Source organism: Nostoc sp. (assembly GCF_036919575.1).
Taxonomy (GTDB): domain Bacteria; phylum Cyanobacteriota; class Cyanobacteriia; order Cyanobacteriales; family Nostocaceae; genus Nostoc.
The window spans coordinates 1-14,780 of the sequence record NZ_JBALBY010000122.1; the positions used below are offsets into that span (position 1 = coordinate 1).

Consider the following 14,780-nt stretch of genomic DNA (forward strand, 5'->3'; position numbering starts at 1 on the left):
GCACAAAATCTTGGAGTGAAACCACAAAACGAAACAACTTGCCCAAGTGATGCACCCCTAAAAGGCAAAATTACCAAGAAGAGAGGCAACATTTATCACCTTCCTAAAACCTTAGATTACGAAAAAGTCAAGCCGGATATTTGTTTTAAAGACCCAGCAACAGCACAAAAAGCTGGTTTCCGTGCGCCTAAGTGATCTAAACAGGGCAAATTTTCAAATACATCCTGCTTTTGCTCCTGCTCATCGCCCCACCAATTCTGTTAAAATCGCGTTTCTGATCGCATAAATGTTGAGGCAGTGCTATGTGTGCAAAGGGATTTGGGCAATCTCAACCCACTAAAATCGATAAACTAGTTGAAAATGCAGTGCGTTACTGCCACAAGCGACACCCAGAAGCCCTAGATAAAATTTTTGACAATCTGCCTGTTAAGCTTAACCAGCAAGTAGTGACAGGGATTTTGGCAGCATTCCAGAAAGATATTGACACCTTGAGTTGGTTTTGCGGTTACATGGCATCAGAAATAAACCGCACCCAGGACAACCAAAAGCCCCATCATCCCATCGCGGAACTTAGCAAAACTCTGATTACATCGGGGATGGAACCCTTTATTGATTTTATGCCTTACCCCGGTTGCCGCCTCGTTATACTCAACTCAGAAAAATTTGAATCATTGCCAGAGTCAATTCAAGCCATAGTGCAGCAAGCTTTTGACATTAGAGAAAGTTCATCAGAGGAAGCGCATCGGATAAATAATGCCTTGCTGCAATAACTGACTGTTACCCAGGATTGAGTAAAAAGTTGAATAACCTTCTACCCAAACGGTTGCCCCCAGCGCTCCCAGTTCTCCTTATTGAAAGGCGATCGCCACTTCAAAATTAAGTTCAATTCTAATTCTTGCCGTGCGCGTCGGTCAGTGGGTGTATCCCACCAAAACGCGATGTTGACTGCTGTCTTCATCTCATAGCGATAATGCAAATCCTGATAGCTTGCGATGTAATCCTTGCAGGCGTGAATCCCTTTCCAGCGCTTGAAACTTGTAGCAAGTTTCCCCCACATATAAAATCAGGCCAGCCGCAGAGTCAACGATGAAGTACAAACACGCATCACCTGGGCTATCTGCTGGCACTCTCCAAAAAGAGAGCGATCGCACCTGTAACTGCAACGGATCAATCCGATCTGGGTCGTAATGCTTTGGTGCAAGGTCAAATAACGCAGTCTGCTCAGGCGGCTTGCTCTCCCTTATCCGTTGCTGATAGTCCAAAATTTGCGCTCAAAAATTGAGTCATGCTATGACAGATTCTAATTCCTTACTTTCCAGTTATGAAGAATTAGTGCAAAACCATGTCAGTCAATTCGATCCACGGATTGCAGATTTGCAACAGCTAGTAAAAACACGAATGCAAGAACTTCGTGATGCAGAAAAGACACTGGTAGAAGCACAGGCAATAGAACTCAAACGCATCACCGATGCTCTGGCTACCGATGCTCGTTGCTTATTGCCAACACCAGAATTGAGAGCATTTGTGCAAGAATTAAAACAGATTAAGAACAATAATTGGTACGCACGCAAATCTGAGTTTAGTATTGCAGATGATCCAACTAGCTGGTTATTAATAACCGTCGAGCTACCGATAGGTTTAAGCAACTATCAGACTCAGGAAGATCCTGATGCATATGATGACGAACGTACTTATATTCGGTACAGCTATACTTTGTCTCTAAGATTAGGTTCAGTTGAGCATTTAATTGAAGTACCAAAAAAACGCATCTATAACTTGAATGAGTGTACAGAGACGAATATGAAAGAACAAATTGACTACTACATTTCAGATGAAGTAGGAGGTTTGTTCAGAAATATGGAATATCCAGATGAACAAAAACAGCAATTGACTCAGGAAATAAGCGTATTGGTAGGGTATGCCACAAAAATCTTAACTCTCACGCCTAAAACTGCAATTTTTGAATATGTATCAACACGGGAGGAGTGATGGAGTTGTATCTGAGTTTATCAGCCTACGGTGGAGTATCAACCCGTGAAGCATTAACAGTATTTTGGCAAGCAGGAATTCGGCATATTGAACTAGCAATCGGACCTAGACCTGATGCTTTGGCTGTGCAAGCAATTGAGGAATTTGGACAACAAGGAATAGTCTTTCGAGCGCACCACGCTTTTGTCTGGAGTGAGCGCCACTATCCCCTTAATCTAGCCCAACCGCAAGACTGGAAATATTTTCAGCGACTGACAGACTACTTAGCAAGTATAAGTATTACAGCCTATTCAGTGCATGGGGGAAATTTTTCAAAAACAACTGAACGCGACCAAGCATATACAATATTTGTGGAAAACATTCATTATCTTCACCAGCTATGCCAGGAGCGAGGTATTGTTTTGGGTGTGGAGACAATGTATCCTACACCACCCGTCAGTGATGTTGAAAATCTTTTGGACAATGCTTCAGAACTTGCCCAGTTTTGTCAAGATTCTCCACAACTCAAGATAGTAGTTGACTTGGCGCATCTCAACATTTGGCATGACAAAAGCCTAGTAACTCAGAATCAATGGTTGGGACTCCCAACAGAGAGACTTTTAGAGATTCACATTTCAGACAATGATGGACGGCAAGATATTCACTCTCGCATTACACCCCATACTTGGTGGATACCGCATATTACTCAATTTCCAGTCGGAGTTCCTCTTGTGCTAGAGAGCCGATTAAATCGATTACCTGTTTCGGTAGTACAGCAAGAGTACGAGCGGATCGCTGCTTTAATAGTAAGCTTATAAATTCAGAAAACAAACCAAATAGATCTAATTTGCTGCATTTTATGACCTGGAAGTGGTGTGATGTATGCCAAAATCACAAAAACTAGAAGAAACTTTATCTATTCTTGCCCAAATTCGAGAGCATCCCATAAGTGAAGAAGGGATCATAATTTTACGCCAAGTTCTCAAGAGCAAATATTCTATAGCTGTTGCCCAAGCAGCCAAGATAGTCGGCGAATCTATTATCACTGAGTTGGTTGCTGATCTTGTAGAAGCTTTTGCTCGAATGATGGTCAAACCCGCACAAGTAGACCAAAATTGTCTTGCCAAGAAAGAGATAGCACAAACACTGTATCACTTAGAATATAGTGATGAAAACCTTTTTCTGCAAGGTATTCGACATATTCAGATGGAGCCAGTATGGGGAGGTCAAGAAGATACTGCTGCCCATCTTCGCGGTATATGTACTTTCGGTCTGGTGAGAATAAACTACTCAGATGTAATGAACGAATTAGCCGATCTACTAGCTGACCCCAAACCAGAAGCAAGAGTTGCTGCTGCAAAAGCGATCGCCTACACAGGAAATCCCCAAGGTGTACCTTTACTTCGTTTAAAAACCCGCATCGGCGATCAAGCACCACAGGTGATTTCGGAGTGCTTCAGTGCTTTATTACAACTAGCTCCGATTGATTCACTTGCAATAGTTGCTGGTTTTCTTTTTGACCCAAAGGAGCAAATCTGTGAGTTAGCAGCATTGACGTTGGGTGAATCACGATTAGAGAAAGCATTTGATCTTCTCAGAAATTGCTGGGAGCAAACAAGAAACGTAGAACTTCGTCGCACATTGTTACTCGCAATTGCAATGCTGCGACAAGATAAAGCAATAGATTTTATCATCTCACTGGTAGCTCAAGGAAAAGACATCGATACAAAAGATGCGATTTCAGCGTTGAGTATTTATCGAGAAGACCGTGAACTGTGGCAGCGAGTTGATCAAGCTAATGAACAAAGGCACCCACATTTGTGAAATGCTGTAATAAGCGCAATATGTAGGGAGAGGATCTCCATGACATCAAAAAGCAGGAAGAAGACCTCACGGCGTGGTTTTCTCCAAGGGGTGGCTATTAGTACAGCTACTGTAAGTGCAGCAGAGTTACTAAAAAAAGAAGTGGCAGATGCTGCAAATGTTGAACAGGATCAGGGAATCCCTCTCCAAAGTACTGAATTTGATTTTATTCAGAAATCGGCTGCCCTAGAGCCAGACAAGATTGTAAATAGTGCTTGTCAATTCTGCAATTGTCTGTGCCGATTGAAAGTTCATCTCAAAGACGGACGCATCATAGATGTGTTAGGTGAACCAAATGACCCAGTACAGGCTGGTGGCTTTTGTATTAAGGGGCCAATGATGACCCAGCTAGTCTACAATCGTTTTCGCTTGAAAAGCCCAATGAAGCGGGTTAGTGGAAACAAAGGTAACAGCAATTCTAAATTTGAGCCAATTTCTTGGGATGAAGCACTTTCAATTATAGCTAGCAAGTTTTTGGCACTCAGGGATGCAGGTGAAGCTAGAGCGATCGCCAACAAAACCTCTGGGAGACTGCCGAGGGGAACTGGTTCTTTAGTTGAGCGCTACTTCAGTTTGTTGGGCAGCCCTAATAATACTGATGTTGGACCTGTATGCAACGATGCAGGTGGCAATGCTTTAGCATGGACATTTGGCTTGGGTAATTTTACAAACGGCTACGGAATCGATGATACGACTAAAAAAGAAGACTTGGGAAGTGCAAAATTCTTTCTGTTTTTAGGTACGAATCAAGCAGAAACCCATCCTGTAACCTTTGCCTATCTTCTCAGAAGTCGTGTTCAGACCAAAGCCAAATTAGTAGTTATCGACCCGCGCTTGACTCCTACAGGAGCGCAAGCTGATGAGTGGATTGCACCGAAACCACACACTGACTTGGCTTTGGTCTTGGGAATGCTCTATCACATTGTTAGTAATAAATTATATGATGCTGCCTTTGTACAACAGTGGGTACTGGGTTTTGATGAACTGAAAAATCACCTTAAAAGTAAGGGCTACACACCAGAGTGGGCTGCAATTGTAACGGATGTTCCAGCATTAAAAATTAAGCTTTTAGCTGAGGCTTATGCCAAAACTAAGCCTGCTGCTATTTTCTGCAATGCGGGGATTTCTCATCAACTAGGGGCTTTTGACACTTACCGTTGTTTGACATTCCTGGCTGCGATTACAGGCAATATAGGTATAAACGGTGGTGGTTGCAATTTCATGCACAATACCTGGCCAGGGAGCTTGAATTTACCAGCTATTATTGGTAAAATACCTAGCAAAGATATTGCACTACCAGTCGGTCCAGATTATTTTGCGGAATCGATCATTTCAGGTGAACCTTATCAGCTCAAAGCGATCGTTACTCAAGGGAATCCTTTATTGGCTTGTTCAGACACAATAAAAGTACAACAGGCTTACCACCAATTAGAATTTTATGTTTACACTGGATTGTTTATGGAAGAGTCAGCGTACTATGCTGATATTATTTTGCCTGTAACCAGTGGTTTTGAAATGGAAACCGTTTATATGCGGCGGGATGATCGAGCAATCCGTTGGCAAGAACAAGTGGTTACTCCGGTAGGCGAGTCCAAACCAGATTGGCATATCTGGATTGATTTAGCACACGCCACAGCGAAATTAGACAAACGCAATCCGCCTGAATACTGGAGGGACAACTTTCCTGATTCTTGGAAAGACTATCGTCAGCTGTGGGCAACTTTTCTAACCAATACTCCAGGAATGGGGGGTATGACCCAACACAGACTATCTCAAAGAACAGAACCCCTGCGCTGGCCTTGCCCAACAGTAGAGCATCCCGGTGTCAGCACACTTTACCTAGATCATGCATCTTGGTATGAAGCCGCATCATCTCTTAATCCTAAGAATGTTGGTAAACGATTTCTCACCCCCAGTGGTAAGGTAGAAATTTATACTCCACAATTGCAAAGCCGGCTAGCCGAGGCTGGACACTCTGCTCTACCAAGCTTCTATACCCATCCAGAGGTAACAGGTAAGCATCCTACCATTGAATACACCTCTGAGTTGGTAAAAAATCCTGTAAATCCACAGGCACTGACTCAAAACATTAAATTAGGAAAAATGACTTCTGGTGAGGTACATAAAGAGTACCCACTAATGGGAATGACTGGCAGACCAAGTGTAGTTCATTTCCACTCTGTAACTCACTGGACTTATACGGGTAAGCAAATGAATGGTGTTCGATTGGTACAAATTCACCCAGAAGCTGCGAAAAAAGTAGGTATTAAAAATGGTGATGAAATTATAGTTGAAAGTCCCAGAGGATCAATCATTGGCACTGCATTAATTTGGTCAGGAATTCGAGAAGATACTATTTTTGTCCCTAGCTGGTTCGGGCCTGGGCAGAAAATGGCAGAAGAGTTTGAAACTCCCTACTATGAGTCAGTTAATATCTTGATAGATAAACAATATTATGACAATCTTTCAGGACAGCAGGCATTTAAATGTTTTGCCTGCCGAGTCAAAAAAGCATAAGGATTAACTCGTTCCAAGTGATAGCGTAGCGTGCGTATAATGGCTAACTACTTGATGGGTTTGGGTGATTCGAGCGACGCGTAGCTTGCCGCCGTAGGCATCGCTCTGCGCGTGAAGGGCGTAACCCAAAACCCAGGAGGTAATGACAATTCCAGCAACCATTGTGCCTTACTGGTAGTAAGGATAGACAAACGTAAGCCTTCAGCAAAACTTTGACTGTAAATTTCGTTGGCATTTTTCAGATAATATAATTGTTAAATGTAATAATATAGATTAGCTATCTGAATATGTAAAATTAGGAAAAATGTTAAAAGCTATTCAAGAGGTTAGTTATGACAAAAGAATATATGGAGTCTTTAGAGGCAATTGTTGATCAATTAACATTAGCCGCAGTTCTAGAAATGTTAGAACGAATCAGTCATAAAAAAGCAGAAAATCTTAGAACTCATTGGAAAGATGAGACTTCTGCAAAGCTTTGGGATAAAGCTGCTAGACAGATAGAACAGATAAATATTGATATTTAATTAAAATTTTGGTTTGATTGCAAAGCTTTGCAGAAGCCTTACAGCCCTTCTCTAGAATTGAGGCGCTGTTCGCATTCGGGCATCCTCCGGCAGGCGTTGGCGCAGCCATCGCTGTATTAAATAGAAGTTTCTCTGCACTAATCTATACTCTGATTAATGTGTCATTCAAATTCCTATGAGTTGCGAACATTTAGACAATATGACTACGGAAACTCTGATTTCTAAAGCAAACTACCCAGTATTTCGTTGTGAAGAGTGTATCCTAATAAACAGTCGCTGGGTGCATCTCCGTATTTGTCAAAGTTGTGGCAAGATGTTGTGCTGTGATTCTTCTGTTCATCAACATGCGCGACGGCATTACGAGGAAACTGGACATTCAGTAATTAGCAAAGGCTGAGTTAGGAGAACAGTGGTTATGGTGTTTTTTGGATGAGCAGGCAAAAAACTATTAAACTGAGGCAAACGCGCTTCACTGCCTTAAGAGTGCGATTGCTATCTTCCTAACGCCTCAGCCAATTGCCCTTTTATGGAGAAACCTTTGACTTGTCGCCCAAAAGCAGTATCATCTGAAATTTTATGCGAAGAATTATTATTGGGGTTATGGGGAGAGGAGAAAATGCGACAGCAAATGATTTACAAAATGCTTATAAGTAGGTGGGTGGGAAAATTTATAAGTATGTCATTGCGAGTGAAACGGAGTGTAACGAAGCAATCACAAGGACTTTGGCGGTTTTACATTTTGTTACATAGTTAGGTTAATTTGTGCCTACCTACTTATATTAGGTCAATTTCTTGCCAAACAAGGATGGGTTTTACTCACTGGTGGTAGAAATGTAGGGGTAATGGATGCAGTAAGTAAAGGTGCAAAATCTGCTGATGGTTTAACTATTGGTATTCTTCCAGGTGAAAATCAGGATGGTATGTCCTCTTGGGTGGATATTGCTATTTTCACAGACATGGGTAATTCTAGAAACAATATTAACGTTCTTACCAGTGATGTGGTAATTGCTTGCGGGATGGGTGCAGGAACCGCTTCAGAAATTGCTCTAGCTTTGAAAGCCAATAAGCAAGTAATTTTATTGAATAATGATGAAGAAAGTCAACTTTTCTTTAAAAAAATGTCGCCAGAAAATGTTTATATTGTGGAGAGTGTGGAGCAGGCGATCGCTACTGCCAAAATAATTTTATCTTAGTTACGAATTAGTGTATCAGTAAAGTCTTCTCAAATTGGGAGGCTCTCGAATTGATTGGGTTTGAATTCCCATCTGTTGCCTTAGCTTCCCGAAATTTTAATTATATTCCGGATCAGACTGAAGCAAGTGAGTGTATGTATAAAAAAGAGAACTACATTCCCAGATGATTAACCAAATTACCGCTTTAGAATCCTGTTGGCATATTTCTCCTGAGTGGGGTCAGACCATGCCTCCAGTAGCAGTAAGAATATTAGAAAAAGTTTTGTTGCCAATCTCAGACTTGTCAGGCTACTGCTGTGGTGTTCAGTGGGAAAGACAGCAATGGATTTATACAATTGTTTGCCAGAGTGAAACTCTCTACTTAGCTGAACAAGAATTTCATAGAACAAATCTACTAGAAAAGTCCACTGTTTTTACTCCAGCTTTTAAATTGGGGGATATAGTTGAGGTTGATTTTGGTGAACAGCCTAAGTAGGTAGGCACAAATTAACCTAACTATGTAACAAAATGTAAAACCGCCAAAGTCCTTGTGATTGCTTCGTTACACTCCGTTTCACTCGCAATGACATACTTATAAATTTTCCCACCCACCTACTTACACGCCGTATTATTCAAGGAATTTTTAGCCTCAAAGATAATTGGCTTTATGGGGTAGAGTGGCGCTCTCCAATTTTAGAAGAAGTGTCTGCCCAAAGCAGAACAATATGGCTTGCTGATGTTGATTTAGTCAATGTTAGTGTATGACGATTATCAATCGCGTATTTGCCTATCTGCCCAGACTGAGGCATTTGGTTGATTTCTGAAACACGCCAAAAGTGTGTCAGCATTGTAATTAGTTCGTAATTAGTTCACTTTGTTGTGAATAAATGAATTGAGCTAAGTGATCGCATTGCTTCCCGGCGGGCGATCGCTTTAACTTTTCCTTGGTGTAGCCTTATGGTTGACACCAGTATATTAATAATATGATCATGTCAACTGGCGAGCGCAGTGAAAATAAAATTAAAGTAAAAATGAATATCACAGTAGATGTAACACCCATCGCTGCGTTTAGGTGGAATGAAGAAAATGCCCAAAAACTCAGGGAGCTTAGAGAGAAAGCTGGATATAGTAGACAAAAGCTATCTGATGCTGTGGGAGTTTCTGTAGCTTATATTCAGCAGCTAGAAACTCCTCACGTCTTTATTAACAAACCAAAAAAACCAACTCAGATGACTGTTAGTACAGAAATTCTAGAGAAACTTTGTGCTGCTTTAGATGGGGATATCACTTCACTTATTTGGAACATAGATTACAACAGTTAAGAGAAATATCTACTACGCTCACCAGCGAAAAACACTTGACAACCACTTGACAACCACTGGTGAGCGTAGTAATATGGTAATCATAAGAGAGGAGACGAGCGTGATGCCTCTTTTGAAAAACAAAGAAGCGCTCAAAATTCAACCCTTACAAATCGAGTTAACGATACGAAACCACAATAACCAGCCGCCGCCGGGACTAGCAGCCGGAAGCCTTAAACTTGTAATGGTCAAGCCGCCGCGAGATGATTCCGATGACCTACCACGTCTAAAAACTGGTTGAAAAATCCGAATGTGATGCTAGTTTACTGGCCAGTCGTGCCGATAAAATTTATGAAGAGGTAGAAAATATAGATTTTCTGCTAATCTAACTGGAGGACGAATGAAAAATTTAAAAGCTAGGGCAAAAGAATTAGCACATCAGGCCACTGACTATAGCCGACAAGCTGTACAAGTTTCCCCAACAGACCGAGAACAAAGCCGAATTTTAATGCGGCAAGCACACCAAGCCAGCAAACGCTGCCAAGTGTTGATTCACGAGATACTGAGGCAAGAACAAGTATAAAGCTACGCTCAATCAAGTAAAAAGCTTTGTGTCCTCAGCACAAGGCTTTCTACAAACAAAAATAAAAGCAATTGCAATAATCAAAGATATGTAGTCGCTTTTTTCAGAGAATTCATCTAAGGACATCGGAGGAGCATATTGGCTAAGAATCCGATTACAAATTTGAATGAAGCCAGAAACAAATGGGTACAAGTTACTGGTTATTCAGCGAGAGCAAATATTGTTAAGAGATACTTGCCTGATTTTCGGGACTTTGACACAGAAAATCCAAAACACTGGAGAAAAGCAATTGACTTTTATCATCAGAAATACATAAAACAAAAAGAACAATTATTATTGCGTCCACTAACACCAGCACGTCAAAAATGGGTTGAAACAATCGGACTGAAAGCTTCGCTTCAATCTGTAATGGAGGTATTACCAAAATGCAACTTTACATTAAACACAGAACGCGGTTGGTTGTTAGTAACATCCCTTTATGCACAGACGTATCCTGAAAAAGTTTTAGGGCAGTATTCAGCAGTTGAGACAATCGAACAAGAGGATGAAGTTACCCAAACCAAGCCTCTCAATAAAATACAGCAAGACTTTAGGCAACTTGAACCAATTTCTCAACCACTACCTCTAACACAGCCTCCAATTCCATTAGCCCCACCATCACCTCCAAAAGACCCAGCCGAAGAGCGAATGTCTAACCAGTTGGCAGAGATTTTAGGAGGAATTCGAGAGACTCCTAATCCATCCGGGCGAGTTGATGTGTTGACTAAATTGTATGTAATTGAAGTCAAGAAAGCTTGCAATTGGAAGCACGGCATTGGTCAAGCACTGGTTTATCAATTTTATTACCCTAACAAGAAACCCGTCTTATTCTTGTTTGGTGAAGATGTTAGTTTTTATTGAGATTTAGCTAAGAAACATTGTCATCGCCTTGGTGTAGTTTACCGGGAAGAATCACATTTTCTGAATGGAAAATTTTGAGTACAAGCCTCTTTGCAAAAGCTTCGCCAAATCTTCATAAGTGTGTAGACGCTCTGCGGCTTGCCTTTAGGCATCGCAGTCCCCTGACGAGTAATCGCACTTTTCGGACTTGATAAAGCTTCGCTAAGTTTCTATGAGTGCGTTGTGGCTTACCACAACGTAATTCATATCCAAAATCAAAAGGCGATCACCGTACCCTGGAAAGTCTGCGATCGCTTTTTTATCCAAATATGGAGATTTCTATCATGCCATAAGCAACAACAATAGAGCAAGTAACATCAATCGAAATCGATTTTTACGAACACGAAATCTATGCAGGACAAAAGCTAATAGCCCAAATTAGTTACGATCATCGAGATTTCGTGACCCAACGGTGGGTAGTGATAGTGAACGATAAAGAAGAATTTCGTGCTATTACACAAATGAAATGCCACGACTTTGTAACATGGCATTACAAGCGAGGAACTCTGCCAATACAGCAAGAAACCCCAGCCACTATAACGGGGAACGAAGTTATGTGCTCAATAGCCGCCCAATGTGAGCAGTTCGGATTTGAGTTGTTAGATGACAGCATCTATAAGGATGAACAGAAACTCGGTTCTATCGGCTGCACAGAGGGCAAGTGGTGGGTTATTCGGCCAACTTCAGTGCATCAGCAGAAAGTTCCGTGTGATTCTGCCTTTGAAGCGGTGTGGGTATTGTCGATGGTAGAACTGACGCAACCATCTCGTGAGGAACTGCTGGATAAGCCGTTTGACGAACTCACGCCACAGGAATGGGAGCGGCTACGGGAATATCAGCCAGTGGTAGAACGGGAGTTGGTAGCGGCGTAGTTAAAGGGAAAAGGCGATTGCTGACAAGGCAGGGCGATCGCTTTTGTACCAAACTCTAATTAGAAATAGCAGTATGATACAACACGATTATTACTGATAACATGACCCAACAACCTCATGATAAATTTGCCAAGCAGTTTTTAGAAGAGTTACTTTCTCCCTTTGGGGAAGTAAAAACTAATAGGGAAGTAACTGATGAAACAAGATTTGTTGATGTGTTATTTTCGCCAACACCAACATCTGCGGTTGATGCAGAAACTTTAGGATTATTGGGTAGAATTGCGGTATTAAATACTACTTTACTAGAACCGTTTCGCAATCAACCGAATAGAACAGAAGTACGTAGTTGTCTACAAAAATTGTTCACTGTGATTGCAGACGCACAGCGTAAAGCCAATAGGGAAGACACAACAATAGCAGAGAACGAGCTAGCACAACTGTGGATTATTTCTCCCAGTGCTTCCAAAGCTCTGCTCAAGGCTTTTGGAGCTAAACTAGACTTAGACAATTGGATGAGCGGGGTGTACTTTCTGCCTGAAGGAGTAAGAGCAGCAATAGTAGCGATCAACAAGCTACCGCGAACTCCAGACACGCTGTGGTTTAGGCTGTTGGGTCGGGGAAAAGTACAAATCCAAGCAGTAAGTGAACTGGTTGCCCTTCCACCAGAGAATATTGTCCGCCGTAATGTTCTTGAAATGGTTTACAGGTGGCGTATCAGTGTAATGACACAAACAGATTTAACTGAAGATGACCAGGAGTTAATTATGAATTTAACAGAAGCTTATCAAGAAGCAAGAGCGCAAGCGGTACAGGAGGGGGTGGAGCAAGGAGTACAACTTGAACGCCGCCAAGTTGTAGAAAACTTGTTGAGATTTAGGTTTGGTTCTGTTGATGAAGAACTTTTAAAAGTAGTCGATAGTTTATTGCAGTTAACACCAGAAGAATTTACTCCCCTATGTCTTGAATTATCTCGTGAAGATTTGCTGGCAAGATTTAATTCACATCAATAATCTGTACAGGACAAATAATTAGTAATAAAAAGCGCTTTTGTGAAATCAAGAGCGCTGTTTTATTGGCTCTACGCTTCATATATCACAATTAAACGGCTTCGCCAATGCGAAAGTGAAATGCTTTTGGTACAAACAAATGACCCCTCAAGAAAATGCCGAATTACTCGCTGCCTTGATGCGCCAAGAGGAACTACTGCATCTGTTAGTCGCAGCAATCAATAAGCCAAAACTGGGATTGCACTCTGAAGCTGGCAGTTGTAAAATCTACTGCAATCGTCAGCACGGGGGACTGTGGTACACACTAAATGGTGAACCGAGTGATGTGCCTCAAACTGCCTTAACTGGATATCTTAAAGAACTGCGGTTTGAGAATACAGAACGCCGCAAAAAAGAAACCTGCAAGTTGCTAATAACTGTGCAAGCAGACCGGACGTATATCTTAGAATCCGGTTATGATACTCACTTTTCTAAAAGCTTGTTAACCGCGATCGCAACTCTTACTCCGCAACAGCTTTACTCTCCGATTACACTACAGCCTACTCCAGGGACAACCGATGAAAGCGTGTTGTTCTGTCGGGTGTGGGTTGGGTCGGAATTAATCAAAGCATCTTATGGTGAAGAAACCGACTGGCGCGAAATCAGTAAACAAGCAATTGCTGTGGCAAAAGCTGCTCTTGAGATGGCGTTTTAGTCCTAAGGCATGGTTTATCAAAAGCCTGTGCTACAGGATAATTCACAGCAACTTCAACTATTTTAAGCCATGTCCATACATAAACCACCAGTCATTAAAAGACATATTCGACTACAAAATAGCTCTACGAAAGTAATCTATAGAGCTACTACAGACATTCACAAGTTGAGAAATAGCCACAAAGAAAGCTTCGCTGAATTGGAAGTGAAAAATAATGATTGAGGTGAATAATGATGGTACAAGCAATCGACAACCCTATCGCTGCAAATTTCCTAACTGATGCAGTAATCGAGCGCCACAATTTCTCACAGTTAAATAAAACCCGTATTCGCTTCCGCATTCAGTTAAAGAAAAGTACAAAGTCTGCTGCTCCTAAATGGGCAGATGTGCTAAAAGCTGAAGTTTCTGAAATTGAATCAGACCTTGTGAAAGTTACTAATTCTGAAGTTGGTTTGCGGGGTATCAAGGTATTTAAGAAGTTGGATGAAGCTGCTGCCCAATTAAGGCAAGAGATTGCTTCAGTTCAAGAGTAGATGTCTGCTGATACTGGTGATTGGGTTTGTCCGATTGATTTAGCTCCACTCGTTTGGAGCCAACTGCTTAATATCAGAGATAATATCGCCCCTGGATTGCGTAATCAGTTAAAAGCTGATTATGAAGCAGGACTCGAAGATTATCAAGAGCGGATTGATCAGTTTCTCTCACTTAACACTTGGGAATTACCCCACGACAAGCAAGAATCAGTCAAAGCCAACTTGCTAAGAGCATTTCCGACTCTGACCGATCTCGAAGACTATTTGCAAGTCGTCATTGGTCGCCCGGTGATTATCCCTGCCCTCTCTGAGCAACTCAATCAGCAGCAAGCCGAGTGTTTAGACCAGATTACCAAGTTCATTCAACAGTATGACCAAAATCTGGAGCAAAGGCTACGGGAATCAGCGATCGCTGGCGGTGAACAACTAGCCGCGCAGTTGCTCGAAGAGTTGGCTGATTGGGAGCCAGGACGTAAGCCGGTGCAATTCAAAAAAAAGATGGAAAAACACCTGATGAAAGTGCGGGTGTTACTGGCAAATGCTTCACCTGAAGCTGGCAGCAGTTTACAGCAGATGATGGAGCAAATGTATTCGATTGTCACCGACCCAGCGATTGAAGCTAAGAATCTGGGCAGTGATGGGCGCAGTCAATTACAGCAAAAGATGGAAGAAATTCGGATCAAGTTGTTAGACGAACAGCGCAATCTACAATCACTTGCGACTGGCGACGTGGGCTTATCGAAAGCTACGGTCATGTCGTTCAAGTTCAGGTAAAAACAGTCTTGGGCGGGTGCATTCGCTCAAGAC

General features: G+C 41.8%; 21 protein-coding genes and 1 pseudogene. 20 read left to right on the plus strand and 2 right to left on the minus strand.

Going from position 1 to position 14,780, the window contains the following annotated elements:
* Window positions 1-195: sunset domain-containing protein (locus V7K27_RS32375; RefSeq protein WP_334952752.1), on the plus strand; the 195-nt coding region annotated here is incomplete at its 5' end.
* Window positions 196-302: 107 nt separating this feature from the next.
* Window positions 303-770 carry a hypothetical protein gene (locus tag V7K27_RS32380; RefSeq protein ID WP_334952754.1) on the plus strand — a complete coding sequence of 156 codons (468 nt, stop codon included), beginning with the start codon at window positions 303-305 and terminating at the stop codon, window positions 768-770.
* A 41-nt stretch (window positions 771-811) separates the two neighbouring features.
* On the opposite strand, the gene V7K27_RS32385 is transcribed toward V7K27_RS32380, so the two are convergent.
* Window positions 812-958 (minus strand): hypothetical protein, encoded by a 147-nt coding sequence (locus V7K27_RS32385; RefSeq protein ID WP_334952755.1) that lies wholly within the window; start codon window positions 956-958, stop codon window positions 812-814.
* Between the two features lies 1 nt (window position 959).
* On the minus strand, window positions 960-1,262 hold the full coding sequence (locus V7K27_RS32390) for a hypothetical protein (RefSeq protein WP_334952756.1): 303 nt from the start codon (window positions 1,260-1,262) through the stop codon (window positions 960-962).
* Between the two features lie 28 nt (window positions 1,263-1,290).
* On the opposite strand from V7K27_RS32390, the gene V7K27_RS32395 reads away from it, so the two are divergent.
* From V7K27_RS32395 to V7K27_RS32475, 18 genes and pseudogenes are all read left to right on the plus strand, one after another.
* Window positions 1,291-1,989: a hypothetical protein gene (locus V7K27_RS32395; protein ID WP_334952758.1), complete on the plus strand. Its 699-nt coding sequence runs from the start codon at window positions 1,291-1,293 to the stop codon at window positions 1,987-1,989.
* Window positions 1,989-2,786 (plus strand): TIM barrel protein, encoded by a 798-nt coding sequence (locus V7K27_RS32400; RefSeq protein ID WP_334952759.1) that lies wholly within the window; start codon window positions 1,989-1,991, stop codon window positions 2,784-2,786. Before V7K27_RS32395 ends, V7K27_RS32400 begins: the two co-directional genes overlap by 1 nt.
* A 64-nt stretch (window positions 2,787-2,850) precedes the next feature.
* Window positions 2,851-3,792, plus strand: a complete 942-nt coding sequence (locus V7K27_RS32405; protein WP_334952760.1) for a hypothetical protein — start codon at window positions 2,851-2,853, stop codon at window positions 3,790-3,792.
* A 39-nt stretch (window positions 3,793-3,831) separates the two neighbouring features.
* Window positions 3,832-6,348 (plus strand): molybdopterin-containing oxidoreductase family protein, encoded by a 2,517-nt coding sequence (locus V7K27_RS32410; RefSeq protein ID WP_334952761.1) that lies wholly within the window; start codon window positions 3,832-3,834, stop codon window positions 6,346-6,348.
* 332 nt (window positions 6,349-6,680) lie between these two features.
* Complete coding sequence (locus tag V7K27_RS32415; protein WP_334952762.1) at window positions 6,681-6,872, plus strand: hypothetical protein; 192 nt, start codon at window positions 6,681-6,683, stop codon at window positions 6,870-6,872.
* 199 nt (window positions 6,873-7,071) lie between these two features.
* On the plus strand, window positions 7,072-7,269 hold the full coding sequence (locus tag V7K27_RS36640) for a UBP-type zinc finger domain-containing protein (RefSeq protein ID WP_442947666.1): 198 nt from the start codon (window positions 7,072-7,074) through the stop codon (window positions 7,267-7,269).
* 379 nt (window positions 7,270-7,648) lie between these two features.
* Window positions 7,649-8,065: a cytochrome gene (locus V7K27_RS32420; protein WP_334952823.1), complete on the plus strand. Its 417-nt coding sequence runs from the start codon at window positions 7,649-7,651 to the stop codon at window positions 8,063-8,065.
* 163 nt (window positions 8,066-8,228) lie between these two features.
* Window positions 8,229-8,540 carry a DUF1392 family protein gene (locus V7K27_RS32425; RefSeq protein ID WP_334952763.1) on the plus strand — a complete coding sequence of 104 codons (312 nt, stop codon included), beginning with the start codon at window positions 8,229-8,231 and terminating at the stop codon, window positions 8,538-8,540.
* 98 nt (window positions 8,541-8,638) lie between these two features.
* Window positions 8,639-8,809 (plus strand): DUF1392 family protein, encoded by a 171-nt coding sequence (locus V7K27_RS32430; protein WP_334952824.1) that lies wholly within the window; start codon window positions 8,639-8,641, stop codon window positions 8,807-8,809.
* 224 nt (window positions 8,810-9,033) lie between these two features.
* A complete protein-coding gene (locus V7K27_RS32435; RefSeq protein ID WP_094345915.1) occupies window positions 9,034-9,366 on the plus strand; it encodes a helix-turn-helix domain-containing protein in 333 nt (110 codons plus the stop codon).
* 103 nt (window positions 9,367-9,469) lie between these two features.
* Window positions 9,470-9,646: a hypothetical protein gene (locus tag V7K27_RS32440; protein ID WP_190964335.1), complete on the plus strand. Its 177-nt coding sequence runs from the start codon at window positions 9,470-9,472 to the stop codon at window positions 9,644-9,646.
* Between the two features lie 99 nt (window positions 9,647-9,745).
* On the plus strand, window positions 9,746-9,928 hold the full coding sequence (locus tag V7K27_RS32445) for a hypothetical protein (protein WP_334952766.1): 183 nt from the start codon (window positions 9,746-9,748) through the stop codon (window positions 9,926-9,928).
* 138 nt (window positions 9,929-10,066) lie between these two features.
* Window positions 10,067-10,828: a hypothetical protein gene (locus V7K27_RS32450; protein ID WP_334952767.1), complete on the plus strand. Its 762-nt coding sequence runs from the start codon at window positions 10,067-10,069 to the stop codon at window positions 10,826-10,828.
* 222 nt (window positions 10,829-11,050) lie between these two features.
* Window positions 11,051-11,173 carry a hypothetical protein gene (locus tag V7K27_RS32455; RefSeq protein WP_334952769.1) on the plus strand — a complete coding sequence of 41 codons (123 nt, stop codon included), beginning with the start codon at window positions 11,051-11,053 and terminating at the stop codon, window positions 11,171-11,173.
* A 119-nt stretch (window positions 11,174-11,292) separates the two neighbouring features.
* The gene (locus V7K27_RS32460; protein WP_334952771.1) at window positions 11,293-11,739 is read left to right on the plus strand and encodes a hypothetical protein; all 447 of its coding nucleotides are present in this window, start codon (window positions 11,293-11,295) and stop codon (window positions 11,737-11,739) included.
* 101 nt (window positions 11,740-11,840) lie between these two features.
* On the plus strand, window positions 11,841-12,749 hold the full coding sequence (locus V7K27_RS32465; protein WP_334952773.1) for a hypothetical protein: 909 nt from the start codon (window positions 11,841-11,843) through the stop codon (window positions 12,747-12,749).
* A gap of 136 nt (window positions 12,750-12,885) precedes the next feature.
* A complete protein-coding gene (locus V7K27_RS32470; RefSeq protein ID WP_334952775.1) occupies window positions 12,886-13,440 on the plus strand; it encodes a hypothetical protein in 555 nt (184 codons plus the stop codon).
* A gap of 233 nt (window positions 13,441-13,673) precedes the next feature.
* Window positions 13,674-14,747, plus strand: a pseudogene (locus V7K27_RS32475) (hypothetical protein).
* Window positions 14,748-14,780: the final 33 nt, after the last annotated feature.

Coding starts and splice junctions, on each gene's coding strand:
- V7K27_RS32380 (WP_334952754.1), top strand. CDS start 303: ATGTGTGCAAAGGGATTTGGGCAATCTCAACCCACTAAAATCGATAAA.
- V7K27_RS32385 (WP_334952755.1), bottom strand. CDS start 958: ATGAAGACAGCAGTCAACATCGCGTTTTGGTGGGATACACCCACTGAC.
- V7K27_RS32395 (WP_334952758.1), top strand. CDS start 1,291: ATGACAGATTCTAATTCCTTACTTTCCAGTTATGAAGAATTAGTGCAA.
- V7K27_RS32400 (WP_334952759.1), top strand. CDS start 1,989: ATGGAGTTGTATCTGAGTTTATCAGCCTACGGTGGAGTATCAACCCGT.
- V7K27_RS32405 (WP_334952760.1), top strand. CDS start 2,851: ATGCCAAAATCACAAAAACTAGAAGAAACTTTATCTATTCTTGCCCAA.
- V7K27_RS32410 (WP_334952761.1), top strand. CDS start 3,832: ATGACATCAAAAAGCAGGAAGAAGACCTCACGGCGTGGTTTTCTCCAA.
- V7K27_RS32415 (WP_334952762.1), top strand. CDS start 6,681: ATGACAAAAGAATATATGGAGTCTTTAGAGGCAATTGTTGATCAATTA.
- V7K27_RS36640 (WP_442947666.1), top strand. CDS start 7,072: ATGACTACGGAAACTCTGATTTCTAAAGCAAACTACCCAGTATTTCGT.
- V7K27_RS32425 (WP_334952763.1), top strand. CDS start 8,229: ATGATTAACCAAATTACCGCTTTAGAATCCTGTTGGCATATTTCTCCT.
- V7K27_RS32435 (WP_094345915.1), top strand. CDS start 9,034: ATGTCAACTGGCGAGCGCAGTGAAAATAAAATTAAAGTAAAAATGAAT.
- V7K27_RS32440 (WP_190964335.1), top strand. CDS start 9,470: ATGCCTCTTTTGAAAAACAAAGAAGCGCTCAAAATTCAACCCTTACAA.
- V7K27_RS32445 (WP_334952766.1), top strand. CDS start 9,746: ATGAAAAATTTAAAAGCTAGGGCAAAAGAATTAGCACATCAGGCCACT.
- V7K27_RS32465 (WP_334952773.1), top strand. CDS start 11,841: ATGACCCAACAACCTCATGATAAATTTGCCAAGCAGTTTTTAGAAGAG.
- V7K27_RS32470 (WP_334952775.1), top strand. CDS start 12,886: ATGACCCCTCAAGAAAATGCCGAATTACTCGCTGCCTTGATGCGCCAA.